Here is a 12,600-nt window from a genome sequence, read left to right as displayed (position 1 = left end):
TTTTCGAAAAAGCCTTGGTGCTTTAAAGTAAAGGGTGAAGGCATTTTCGAAAATGCCTTCACCCTTTACTTTAAAGCACCTTTACATTAGCGAAACAACGGATAATTCTGCGCCATCTCAATCAACCGCAATTCCGGCTTACTCAGCGGCCTGTCATCCCGGTAAATCACCGCGCTCAGCCGGTAAATCCCCGGAGAAAGTGAAAAATAGGTAATCGGCAGTTCCGGCCTCATACAGGTACGCGGGATAAACGCCACCCCAACCTGGTTCGCCACCATATTCGTCACCGTAGTCATGTGATTTACCGAACAAATGGCATCCGTATTGATGTTGCATTCCTTTAAAAAGCCACTGGTCGCATTGCTCACTGTGGAGTTTTTTCTGGGCAGAATGAAGTTTTCGCCGGAAAATGCCTCCGACAGCATGGCTGCGGTCAGGGCTTTTTTCTTGTTTTCTTCCGTACAGAATGGGTGGGAAGACGGAACCGCGAATAAAATCTCCTCCTGACCCAATATCTCGCTGCAGTGCTCAAACTTCTTAACTGAAGTCGTGGCCACAAATGCGATATCTATGCTTTTCTCTTCCAGCAGCTTTTCCGTAGGCATCAGGTTTCCTTCAAATAATTCCAGGCTCACTTCCGGGAACTCTTTCTTCAGAATGGGAATCAGTTCCGACACCATTTTAAGAGACCAGATTGAGGTGGTAGCCACATTGATGTGACCGGTGTTGGTCACTTCCGCGATACTCCGGTAGAGTTCATTCTTCATATCCACCATCTTCTTTGCGCATTCCACGTACATATTGCCAGCCTTGGTGGGAATCAGTTCCCCTTTCACCCGGGTGAAGAGGGGCGTTCCCAGTTCCTGTTCCAGTTTGGCCAGGTACTGGCTGAGCGAAGGCTGGGAAACATAGAGCTTCTCAGCCGCCTTACGCATATTTTTTTCATTTGCGATTTCTATAATATAGGATAAATATCGGGTGTCCAATCTGCGGCTTCCTTTCCTTAGATGTCGTGTTTTATTTAATAGGCAGGGACTATTGAAACAATAATTATTGCCAATTGGTGAATTTTACAGCCCTATAGTATAATGAGTCCATGAGAGTTGTGCATCTTGTATATAATAGTTTCTATTATATCAATCTGTATGGAAAAAGCAATAGAGAGCACTCTCAGAAACTTTCTTGCACCCATCTTTGTGGCTGATTTTCCGCCAGCCGTACATAAATTTAATCAACGTACGCCCCGCGTACGCCTCATAAATTTGTGCACAACTGAGCAAAAATCATCTCACAAAGCTGGGCACAAAGAGTTTCCGAGACCGCTCATAGATGAGAAAGGGAGCAGACAAAATGGGGCATTACATAATAAAACGTGTTGGGCAGATGGTGGTTATCTTATTTTTGATCTCAGTATTCGTATTCATGCTGATGTCATTTATCCCCGGAGATCCGGTTTACGCGATGATGGGGGAAGAGGTTTCCCAGGAAGAATATGACAGGGTTTATCATGAACTGGAGCTGGACAAGCCTGTGATGGTGCGGTATGCTAGCTGGCTGACAAAAGCATTCCGGGGGGACCTGGGCAAGTCCACCCAGTTTCATAAACCTACGGTAGATGTGCTTTCAGAGCGGGTTCCGGTCACCCTTTATCTGTCCTTCATTGCATTTATCATCAGCGTTCCGCTGGGAATCCTGTTCGGGGTTATCAGCGCAGTGTTCCGGGGGAAGGCGGCCGACAATGTGGTGACCCTTTTGGCAAATATCACCGCCTGCCTGCCTCAATTCTGGATCGGGGTGCTGGTTATGTATGTATTTTCTTTAAAATTAGGATGGCTTCCCTCCTATGGATTTACATTTCCCTGGGACGATTTTTCAGCCAGCATGCGACAGACGGCCATGCCTCTGTTTTGTCTGGCCCTGGGAGGAATCGCCACGACCACCAGGCAGACCCGCTCCAGCATGCTGGAAGTGATCCGCCAGGATTATGTGCGGACAGCCCGGTCAAAAGGGCTGACGGAGAAAAAGGTCATCTTCGTACACGCTCTGAAAAATGGCTTGATTCCCGTTATTACCATTCTCGGCATGAGATTGGGAGCCATGCTGGGCGGCTCCATGTTTGTGGAATCCGTATTTTCCATTCCCGGAATGGGTTCTTTGTTTGTGAAAGCGATCACCTCCAGGGATATGCCGGTGATCCAGGCATGCGTTCTGATCACTGCGGTGGTCGCGTGTGTGGTGAACCTTTTAACCGATATCCTGTATGCGGTTGTAGATCCCCGGATTCGGGTGGACTAAATGTGAAGAATGCCGTATGGCGGCAGAATGAGAGGGAAAGATGGACAAAAGCAGATATGATAAGATTTTAAAATTCTCCAAAACACTTTTTTCCAGAAAAATAGTATCGGTCAGCGGATTTTTTATCCTGCTGTTTATCGTAATAGCCGTATTTGCGCCGCTTATCGCGCCCTATGATCCTGATTTCGCGGACTTTGCGGCATATCTGCAGGGGCCGTCCAGACTGCATGTGCTGGGAACGGATTCCTATGGGCGGGACGTTTTAAGCCGTATCATCTATGGTACGAGAGTGAGCTTAATTATCGGCGTGCTGGCGGTGGTGATCGCCTGTGCGGTGGGAACCTTTTTCGGCATGGCCGCCGGTTATTTCGGAGGGGTGGCGGATGATGTGATAAACCGCCTGACCGAGGCGGTCCGGGCCATTCCCCAAGTGGTCCTGGCAATGGCGCTCACGGCGGTTTTCGGCGGGGGAATCCGGAACCTGGCATTGATTCTGGGGATTTCATCCATGGCAGGATATGTGAGAATGATGAGAGGGCAGGTGCTTTCCATTAAGGAAGCCGATTACATCATGGCGGCAAAGCTGCAGGGCAATAAGAATTTCCAATTGATGTTTAAACACATTCTGCCCAACAGCATTTCACCTATTATTGTAATGATGACCCAGCAGGTGGGGAATACCATCCTTTCTGAAGCGGGGCTCAGTTTTTTAGGACTTGGAATCAGCGCCCCCACCGCCTCCTGGGGCAGTATGGTCAGCGAAGGCCGCATGTTTCTTCTGCAGAATCCCGTATTCGCGCTCACGCCCGGTATCTGTGTGGCGGTTCTGGTTATCAGTCTGAATATGTTTGGCGACGGCATCCGGGATGCCCTGGACCCCAGGCTGAGGGGAGAGATTTAGACGGGAAGTTCAGGAGTAAAATGCCGTTTGTGCGGCGGTAAGGAGAAGAGGATGAAACATTTATTAGAGATAAAAGATATCCGCACGTGTTTTCGAACAGACGGAAAAGATGTCCACGCGGTAGACGGCGTCTCCATGTATCTGGATCCGGGGGAGATTATCGGGATTGTGGGAGAATCGGGCAGCGGCAAATCGGTGACCATGATGAGCATGCTGCAGCTCATTTCCTCTCCCGGCCGGATAACCGGAGGCGGGGTTTATCTGGATGGAAATGACAAAAATATGCTGGAATACGGTCCGAACAGCGAGGAAATGCGCCGGATGCGGGGCGGAAAAGTCAGCATGATTTTCCAGGAGCCCATGACTTCGTTAAATCCGGTTCTGACCATAGGGTACCAAATCCAGGAAAATATCATGCTCCATTTAAAGGTATCCAAAGAGGAAGCGAAAGAACGGACCATCAAAATGCTCAAAATGGTAAATATCCCTGATGCGGAGCAAAGGTTCAATTACTATCCGCAGCAGTTTTCAGGCGGCATGCGCCAGAGGATCATGATCGCCATGGCAATGTCGTCGGAGCCTACTATATTGGTGGCTGACGAGGCGACAACCGCTTTAGACGTGACCACCCAGGCCCAGCTTTTGGAAATGATCCGGGATATCGCGAAAAAGACCAATACAGCGGTCATCATCGTAACCCATAATCTGGGGATTGTGGCCCGTTTTGCTGAGAGGATTTATGTGATGTATTCGGGCAGCGTGGTGGAAACCGCCAAAACAAAGGAATTATTTGCAGTTCCGGAACATCCCTATACCAGGGCGCTTCTCAGGGCGATTCCAAGGCTGGATGATCCCAAAGACAGAATCCTGATCCCCATTGACGGCCTCCCGCCAAACCCGGCGGCCAGACCGGACTATTGTCCGTTTTACGACAGATGTGAGTACAGAGACGGCCGGTGCAGATGTGAACCCAAGCCGGAACTGGCTGAAATCAGAGAGGGACATTTTGCGGCCTGCCTTCTGACAGAGGAAGAGAAACGGGAAAAAGCAGAAACTATCGCTTCCAAAGAGATAAAAAAGGCGCCTCAGAGCAGATGCAAAGATGAAAACTGCCTGGAAGTCAGCGATGTGAAAAAGTATTTTCCGGTTTATAAAGGCTTGATGAGGAAAAAAGTAGGAGAGGTTAAGGCCATTGAGGACATCACATTTTCTGTTAAAAAGGGGGAAACCCTGGGAATTGTGGGGGAAAGCGGATGTGGAAAAACAACCCTGGCAAGGTGCCTGATGAGGGTTTATGAACCGGAAGGCGGCAAGATCCTTTTTAACGGTACGGATGTGACTAAGCTGAAGGACAAAGAACTCCAGCCCTTCCGGCCCAAGATATCCATGGTGTTCCAGGATCCGTTTTCTTCCCTGGATCCCAGACAGACGGCGGAATCCATCGTGGGCGAATCCCTGAAATTACATAAACTGGTGAAGAATAAAGGGGAATACGATGCCAGAGTGGACGAATTGTTCCGCATAGCCGGTCTGGACCCGGCGCTAAAATACCGGGTGCCCCATGAGTTTTCCGGCGGCCAGAGACAGAGGATCGGCATTGCCAGGGCATTATCATCCAATCCGGATGTGATTGTCTGTGATGAGCCCATTTCAGCTCTGGATGTTTCCATTCAGGCCCAGATCATCAACCTGTTGGAAGAACTGCAGGCAAAGCTGGGGCTGACGTATCTGTTCATTGCCCACGACCTGGCAGTTGTGAAACATATCAGCGACAGAATCTTAGTCATGTATTTGGGACGGGTGGTAGAGATCGCAGAATGCGATGAATTGTATGAAAATACGCTTCACCCTTATACGAAGGCCCTCTTAGGGGCCGTTCCGGTGGCTGATCCGGCGATTGAAGAGAAACGGCAGCGGGTGCCCATACGCGGGGAGGTGCCAAGCCTTACAAACCGTCCCAAAGGCTGCCCCTTCCATGACCGCTGTGACAGCGCCACGGACCGGTGCAGACAGGAAACGCCGCGTCTGCAAAATGTGGGAAAAAATCATCAGGTTTCTTGTTTCATCTACGGTAATTAATAATTTTGGTAACAGTACAGGACGGCGGGAAAACCGGTGCTTCTTGACAGGCTTTTGGGTCAGGAAGATGAGCCGTTTGGAACAGTTACTGATTTTAAATAAAAGGAGGACTATCATGAAAAAGTTAGCAGCAATGATATTAGCAGGAACGATGCTCTTAGGAAGCATCACAGGATGCGGCGGTTCATCGGGAACAGCCGCAGGAGGTGGAGCAGGAGCCGCGGCAGGAAATGCGGCAGGAAGCACGGCAGCAGGAAATGCAGGAGGAACCGCCTCCCAGACAGGAGCCGCCCAAACCCAGCCGGATTCAAAGGGCGGAGAAAATGGGGAAACAGCCGCAGCCCTTTCAGCGGAGCAGAAAGGCGTAAAAATATCCACCATAGAAGGGCCCATCACCTTATTCCTTCCTCAGTCATCGTCCACAGGCGACCGCTGGTTTGCATCCCCTGCTGTAGAGTCTTTGGGAAGGCTGGCAGAAGACGGAACCACCCAGCCATGGCTGGCAGAGGAATTTATCACCGACCCGGAGGCGCTGACATTTACAATTAAGCTGCGGGACGGGGTGAAATTTCATGACGGAAGCGCATGTAATGCAGAAGCGGTGGCATGGAATATTGAGCAGTACATGAAAAACGGCAAGAGCGCGGAAATCAACAATCCGAAAGAAGTTACGGCAGACGATGACCTGACAGTGACCGTTCATTATGAGGAATGGGCCAACAACTGGGATACTGTGCTGGGCGAAATCTACATCCTTTCAAAAGAAGCTTATGATAAAAATGGAGAAGAATGGTGTAAGATCAACTGCGTGGGAACCGGTCCATTTATTTTTGATTCCTACATAGCGGGCAGCTCCCTGAAATATGTTAAGAATCCGGAATACCGGATCGATGGACAGCCATATGTGGATTCTGTGGAATTTGCGGTGATTCCCGATACCAACACCCAGGTATCCGCATTTTTAAACGGAGAAGTCGATATTCTGAACACCATTGACGGTACGGTTATCCAGACCATTATGGCAGCCGGATTTGAAAATGTAGGGCGGGAATCAGCCAATATGGCCAACTTGAAATACGTGTTATTTAACAGTAAAAACCCGGATCACCCCACAGGAGATCTGAAAGTGAGACAGGCCATCATGCATTGTATCGATTGGGAAAATGTTGCCAAAGCATTGTCCGGCGGCCTGGGTGAAGCGTCCAACCAGTTCGCAACCAAGGATTCCTGGGCCTACAGCCCCGATGCCAAATTCTATGAATACGATGTGGAACTGGCAAAACAGATGCTGGCAGAAGCCGGATATCCTGACGGATTTGAGACAAAAATCTACACCATCGCAAGAGACAATGATACCGCAGTTGCCCTCCAGGCCGCTTTAGCCCAGATCAACATCAAAGCCAGCGTGGAAACCGTGGATAACTCGGTTATGGCCGGAATGCAGAAGGAAGACGACATTGACGGCATTGTAATTGGAAAAGGCGCGGGCCAGATGGATTTCACCAACAACTATATCCGTCTCTATTCTTCACAGGGCATCAAGAACCATGGCATCATGCTCCGTCCTAAGGAATACGAAGACGCGTTATTCGGCGCGAGAGCCGCAAAAACACTGGAAGAAAAGAAGGAACTTCTGCAGCAGGCCTCCAAGATGCTGGTTGAAGACTATGTAATGCTGTTCCCCATGAGCGTGTTGTATAACTATTCATTCAGCCAGCATGGACTTGCCGACACAGGCATGTACTATGTGAGCCTGACACAGTGGACGCCGGAAGCAATGCATTGGCAGTAAGGAGAGGAAAAATGCTGGGAAACAAAATTCGCGTACAGCACAAAGTGGTGTCAGACTATACAGACGAACAACTGCTGTTTTTAAAACAAATGGGAATCAAATATGTATATGCAATGTTCCAGGATCAACACACAGACTATGATTCCGTCATGTTCTTCATGGACCGTCTCCGCAAGTTCGGCTTAACAGCCACAGACGGAGGAAATACCAATATTTACAAGAGCCCGGAAATCCATCTGGGCCTCCCCGGCCGGGATGAGGCCATTGAGCGGTACAATAACTTCAACCGTATTCTGGGAAAAGCCGGGATTCCGGTGGTATACATGACCTGGGAGCCCAACCAGGTTCTCACCACCCGTTTTGGGATAGGGGAACACACCAGGGATGCGGTGGGCAGAATTGTGGATATCGAGGAACTGAAGACCCACCCGTACAGCCATGGAAGGCTTTATACAAAAGAGGAAATGTGGGAGAATTTCAAGTACTGGCTGGACCGGGTTCTGCCGGTCTGCCAGGAAGCCAATGTAAAAATTGCCCTCCATCCCAACGATCCGCCGGTGGACTGCCTTTGGGGCATTTCCAACCTGATCACATCAACAGAAGATTACAAACATGCATTTGAACTTGCCGGAAACAGCCCTTATTTGGGAATGAAAATGTGCATGGGATGCTGGCTGGAAGGCGGGGAACAGTTTGGAAACCTGATGGAAGATATCGATTATTTCATAAAAGAGAAGAAAATCCTGATCGTTCATTTCAGAAATGTGAGCGCCACGGTTCCGTACTTTGAAGAGACCCTGTTGGAAGACGGCTACATGAATATGTACCATGCCATGAAACAACTGGTGAAAAACGACTATGACGGCACCATTCATGTTGACCATGTGCCGGTTTATGTGGAATCCTGCGGCGGTGTAAATTCATCATTCGCATATTCCAACGGTTATATGAAGGCCCTGCTTCACTGTGCGGTCGAAGAGGTGAATAAGGCTTAGATTGCGAGGATCTATGAATAAATTATATGATATCGCAGTGGCAGGCGGCGGCCTGGCCGGAACCTTTGCTGCCATTGCCGCTGCCAGAGAAGGAAAAACGGTACTTTTGATAGAAAAGAACGGCTTTCTTGGAGGCAGCCTGACGGCCTGCGGTGTGGGCCCCATGATGACGGCCCATGCCGGAGAAAAACAGATCATCAAGGGGTTATTTGAGGAAATGGTGGTCAGAATGATGCGGGGCGGTTATAGCTGCGGGCATATTAAGGATACAACCCGGTATGTCAGCTACATCACTCCATTTTCATCGGAAGGAATGAAACTTGTTCTGGATGAAATGACCTCGGAAGCCGACTGCCGCGTCCTCTTTCATACCAGCGTGGCCCAGGCGGACTGCCGGGACGGGAAGATTACTTCGCTGACCATTTGCAACAAAGACGGCCTGTCAAAGGTCAAGGCGGTCATCTACATCGATGCCACCGGAGACGGGGATCTGGCCTGGATGGCAGGCGCACCCATGCAGAAAGGCCGTCCCGAAGACGGACAGTGCCAGCCCATGACCCTGAATATGAAGTACAGCAATGTGAACCGGGAGCTGTTAAAAGCCTATCTTCTGGATCATTTGGATGAATTTCCGCGGCTGAAAGAAAACCGCCGGTTATTGGAGGAATCGAACCATTTGGCGGTGGCCGGCTTTGCAGATCAGCTTCAAAAAGCGGTGAAGAATGGGGAAATCAGATTTCCAAGAGAAGAACTTCTCTTTTTTGAAACCGACCGGCAGGGGGAATTTATCGTAAATACCACCCGGATTACCGGCTGTGACGGAACAGACGCCCAAAGTCTCAGCGACAGCGAGCGGGAGGGCAGGCGGCAGTGCGCCCAGTTAGACCGTTTTATGAGACGGGAAGTTCCTGGATTCGCAGAAGCCTGTCTGGAATTTACAGGACCGTCCGTGGGCGTGAGGGGCTCCAGGCAGTTAAAAGGAAAATATGAACTGACGACTGCTGACATTTTAGCAGGAAAAATGTTCGGCAGCAGGATTGCGCTGGCCGCCTATCCGGTAGATGTGCACAGCCCCGACGGCGCCGGGACGGACAGTTGTTTTGAAATGGGGGAAAATGGTTATTACAGCATTCCATTTGAAGTGATGTTCTGTGATGAGATCAGCAATCTCCTGGTCACCGGAAGATGCGTGTCAGCCAGCTTCGAAGCCCAGGCGGCAATCCGCACAACGCCCACAACGTCGGCCATGGGGCAGGCCGCAGGAACAGCCGCAGCCCTGGCACTGGAATGCGGCGTTGGCCCGGCTGAGCTGGACATCCAGCGGCTGCAGAAAAAATTAAAAGAGGGAAATGTGGTTCTCTGATGAGAAAATGTCCCGGGATCAGTGGAAAATAGAATATATCAGATGCAGAGTTTGGCCGATTAACGATCTTAGGTTGTCAGCCTTGCCTGCGGGGGAAGCCGGGTACTTTTGTATTCGGCTTTTTTTCGTGAGTTTTGTCAGATGGGAAGTCTGGCCGGTGCATAAGTATTCGCTATAAATTTTATAGTCCCTGCGAATTGGTCATAATGATGAACCGATATTATAATAAATACATAAAGATATACGAAATGCACAGAGAAATACAGAAAAGCAGCATGAATTACAGCGTTGTAACGGTGCAGGCATTGGAACTGTTACAAATAATAAAAAGAAGGAGACCGATATGTTAGGAAATAAAATTCGCACGCAGATGAAAGTGGTATCGGACTATACCGATGAGCAGCTTCGTTTTATAAAACAGATGGGCGTGGATCATGTATTTGTGATGTTTAAAAATGAACATACGGACTATGATTCGGTGATGAGATTTACGGAACGGCTTAAAAAGGCCGGGCTTACGGTTACGGATGCGGGTAATACGGATATTTATAAAAATCCGCTCATTCATTTGGGGCTTCCGGGGCGGGATGAGGCCATTGAGAGGTACAATGCATTTACCCGTATTTTGGCAAAGGCGGGAATTTTCATCACCTATATGACATGGGAGCCCAATAAAGTGCTCACCAGCCGCATTGATGTGGGCGGGCATACCAGACAGGCCCCGGCCAGGATTGTGGATATTCCGGAACTGGAAAAAAGACCGTACACCCATGGCAGGTTTTTTACCAAGGAGGAAATCTGGGATAATTTTAAATACTGGCTGGACAGGGTTCTTCCGGTCTGCGAAGAGGAAAAGGTAAAAATCGCCCTTCATCCAAATGATCCGCCGGTGGACTGCCTTGTGGGGATTTCCAACCTGATCACATCGGCCGCCGATTATAAACATGCGTTTGAACTGGCCGGAAACAGCCCTTATCTGGGAATGAAAATGTGCATGGGATGCTGGCTGGAGGCCGGAGAAAAGTTTGGAAACCTTCTGGATGACATTAAATATTTCATAGAACAGGATAAGGTATTGATCGTTCATTTCCGCAATGTGAGCGGAACCATGCCGTATTTTGAGGAAACACTGCTGGAGGATGGATACATGAATATGTACGATGCCATGAAACAGCTTGTGCGCAGTGATTATCAAGGTGTGATTCATGTGGATCACGTGCCGCGGTTTACCAAAGAATGCGGCGGAATGAATTCGTCTTTCGCCTATTCCACCGGATATATGAAGGCTCTGTTAAATTGTGCTATACAAGAAATCAATAAGCAATAAGGAGGAAGGACTATGAGAAAAACAAAAAGATTACTGGCTGCAGGATTGGGGTTCATGCTGGCCGCAGGCTGTTTGGGCGGATGCGGCAAAAAAGCCGAAACGGCCCCGGCTGCAAAAACAGAAGCTGCTTCAACCGTAAAGGATGCTTCCGGGGAGGGAGCAAAACAGGATACGGCGGGGAATCCGGCAGAAGAGCAAAACAAAAAAACAGGCACAGAGGAACCGGCACAGACGGGAACAAAGGAGAGCAAGGGCGGTTCGGTAGTGATAGCCAGTTCCACTCCTCAGCAGACCTTTTTTATGCCCCAGTCTTCCTCTACAGGAGACCGGTTTGGCATCCAGCCGATTTTAGAGCCGTTAGGAAGATCCGATCCGGAAGGAAATTATGAGCCGTGGCTTGCAGAAGAATTTGTTGTGGATAATGATGCGCTGACATTTACCATTAAACTGAGAAAAGATGTGTATTTTCACGATGGATCGGTCTGTGATGCAGATGCGGTTGTGTGGAACATTGAACAGTATATTAAAAACGGAAAGGCCAGTGAGATCGGCTCTCCGGTATCCGTTGGAAAAACAGATGATCTTACTGTGGTGATCCAGTACGATAAATGGGCCAATGACTGGGAAAATGTGATCGGAGATATTTATATCTGCTCAAAAGAAGCTTATGAGAAAAATGGCGCGGAATGGTGCAAAATACATGCGGTAGGCACAGGGCCATTCGTATTCGATTCCTATATTGCAGATACAAAGATTACATATAAGAAAAATGAAAATTACCGCATCGAAGGGCTGCCTAAAATCGACACTCTTGAGATTGACTTCATAAAAGACAGCAATACCGTTGTTTCTGCCCTTCTGAATAAAGAAGTGAATGTTGCGATGAAACTGAATAACGATCAGGTTATTAATACGGTAAAAGCGGCAGGATATGAACGGATTGGCGGGGATACGGCAAACTGTGCAGGTATCAAACACATTATCTGGAACAGCAAAAGCGATAAACATCCCATGGGAGATTTAAAGGTGCGCCAGGCTGTCATGCATGCGGTCGATTGGGATAACGTGGCAAAGGCATTGTCGGGAGGAATGGGAGAAGCAACACCATTGTTCTGCACAAAGGATTCCTGGGCCTATCATCCGGAAGCCGAATTCTATGAATATGATGTTGAATTAGCCAAAAAAATGCTGGCAGATGCCGGTTATCCAAATGGTTTTGAAACAACCATTTATTGTATATCCAGCAACACGGATACAGCTACCGCATTCCAGGCATGTCTTGACCAGATCGGCATCAAAGCGGAAATCTCCATTCTGGACAGTTCTGTTTTGGCATCCATGCAGAAAGAAGATGATATAGATGGATTTATTGCAGGCAGCGGGGCGGCAAAAATGGATTTTGTGAACAACTATATCCGTCTCTACTCTTCAGAAGGCATCAAAAACCACGGAATTATGCTGCGTCCGGCAGAATTCGAAGAGCCTTTATTCGCAGCCAGAGCGGCAAAAACCCTGGATGAGAAAAAAGCCCAGCTCCAAAAGGCGGCAAAAGCTTTGGTTCAGGATTATGTTATGATCACCCCTCTTGCAGTCACCTATTCCCAGTCTTATGGAGAACCGGGACTAAAGGATACCGGGATATCCGAAGTGGATATGGCACAGTGGACGCCTGAATCGATGTATTGGGAATAAAATTATTTGGGAATTTAAGTGAGAACGTTACGCGGGAAAGCGGGGAGAGGCAGCGGCCGGTGGACAGGGGGACCGGAACTATAATGTACCCATAAGTGTGGACACTTTGAAGAGTGGGGGCCCCGTCTTTTTAGACAGATCGTCTCCTCTGCTCCC

9 protein-coding genes are annotated in these 12,600 nt (G+C 48.9%); 8 read left to right on the top strand and 1 reads right to left on the bottom strand.

Annotated elements, in window-relative coordinates:
- Window positions 1–86: 86 nt before the first annotated feature.
- Window positions 87–986: a LysR family transcriptional regulator gene (locus tag GPL15_RS18335; RefSeq protein ID WP_215700146.1), complete on the bottom strand. Its 900-nt coding sequence runs from the start codon at window positions 984–986 to the stop codon at window positions 87–89.
- 364 nt (window positions 987–1,350) lie between these two features.
- On the opposite strand from GPL15_RS18335, the gene GPL15_RS18330 reads away from it, so the two are divergent.
- The 8 genes from GPL15_RS18330 to GPL15_RS18295 all read left to right on the top strand — a co-directional run bounded on the left by GPL15_RS18330 (window position 1,351) and on the right by GPL15_RS18295 (window position 12,444).
- A complete protein-coding gene (locus GPL15_RS18330; protein WP_215700145.1) occupies window positions 1,351–2,295 on the top strand; it encodes an ABC transporter permease in 945 nt (314 codons plus the stop codon).
- A 40-nt stretch (window positions 2,296–2,335) separates the two neighbouring features.
- A complete protein-coding gene (locus tag GPL15_RS18325) occupies window positions 2,336–3,196 on the top strand; it encodes an ABC transporter permease (RefSeq protein ID WP_215700144.1) in 861 nt (286 codons plus the stop codon).
- Between the two features lie 51 nt (window positions 3,197–3,247).
- The gene (locus tag GPL15_RS27785; RefSeq protein WP_215700143.1) at window positions 3,248–5,275 is read left to right on the top strand and encodes an ABC transporter ATP-binding protein; all 2,028 of its coding nucleotides are present in this window, start codon (window positions 3,248–3,250) and stop codon (window positions 5,273–5,275) included.
- A 115-nt stretch (window positions 5,276–5,390) separates the two neighbouring features.
- The gene (locus GPL15_RS18315) at window positions 5,391–7,067 is read left to right on the top strand and encodes an ABC transporter substrate-binding protein (protein ID WP_215700142.1); all 1,677 of its coding nucleotides are present in this window, start codon (window positions 5,391–5,393) and stop codon (window positions 7,065–7,067) included.
- Between the two features lie 11 nt (window positions 7,068–7,078).
- Window positions 7,079–8,062: a mannonate dehydratase gene (locus tag GPL15_RS18310; protein WP_215700141.1), complete on the top strand. Its 984-nt coding sequence runs from the start codon at window positions 7,079–7,081 to the stop codon at window positions 8,060–8,062.
- A 13-nt stretch (window positions 8,063–8,075) separates the two neighbouring features.
- Window positions 8,076–9,425, top strand: coding sequence for an FAD-dependent oxidoreductase (locus GPL15_RS18305; protein WP_215700140.1), 1,350 nt, complete (start codon window positions 8,076–8,078; stop codon window positions 9,423–9,425).
- 343 nt (window positions 9,426–9,768) lie between these two features.
- Window positions 9,769–10,752 (top strand): mannonate dehydratase, encoded by a 984-nt coding sequence (locus GPL15_RS18300; protein WP_215700139.1) that lies wholly within the window; start codon window positions 9,769–9,771, stop codon window positions 10,750–10,752.
- A gap of 12 nt (window positions 10,753–10,764) precedes the next feature.
- Complete coding sequence (locus GPL15_RS18295; RefSeq protein WP_215700138.1) at window positions 10,765–12,444, top strand: ABC transporter substrate-binding protein; 1,680 nt, start codon at window positions 10,765–10,767, stop codon at window positions 12,442–12,444.
- The last annotated feature ends 156 nt before the right edge of the window (window positions 12,445–12,600 follow it).

Source organism: Clostridium sp. MCC353, assembly GCF_018785315.1.
GTDB lineage: Bacteria > Bacillota > Clostridia > Lachnospirales > Lachnospiraceae > CHH4-2.
This window is presented reverse-complemented; position numbering and strand designations above follow the sequence as displayed.

Excerpts from the sequence above, each read along its gene's own strand:
- GPL15_RS18325 (WP_215700144.1), top strand. The coding sequence starts at position 2,336 with ATGGACAAAAGCAGATATGATAAGATTTTAAAATTCTCCAAAACACTT.
- GPL15_RS18310 (WP_215700141.1), top strand. The coding sequence starts at position 7,079 with ATGCTGGGAAACAAAATTCGCGTACAGCACAAAGTGGTGTCAGACTAT.
- GPL15_RS18330 (WP_215700145.1), top strand. The coding sequence starts at position 1,351 with ATGGGGCATTACATAATAAAACGTGTTGGGCAGATGGTGGTTATCTTA.
- GPL15_RS18305 (WP_215700140.1), top strand. The coding sequence starts at position 8,076 with ATGAATAAATTATATGATATCGCAGTGGCAGGCGGCGGCCTGGCCGGA.
- GPL15_RS18300 (WP_215700139.1), top strand. The coding sequence starts at position 9,769 with ATGTTAGGAAATAAAATTCGCACGCAGATGAAAGTGGTATCGGACTAT.
- GPL15_RS27785 (WP_215700143.1), top strand. The coding sequence starts at position 3,248 with ATGAAACATTTATTAGAGATAAAAGATATCCGCACGTGTTTTCGAACA.
- GPL15_RS18295 (WP_215700138.1), top strand. The coding sequence starts at position 10,765 with ATGAGAAAAACAAAAAGATTACTGGCTGCAGGATTGGGGTTCATGCTG.
- GPL15_RS18315 (WP_215700142.1), top strand. The coding sequence starts at position 5,391 with ATGAAAAAGTTAGCAGCAATGATATTAGCAGGAACGATGCTCTTAGGA.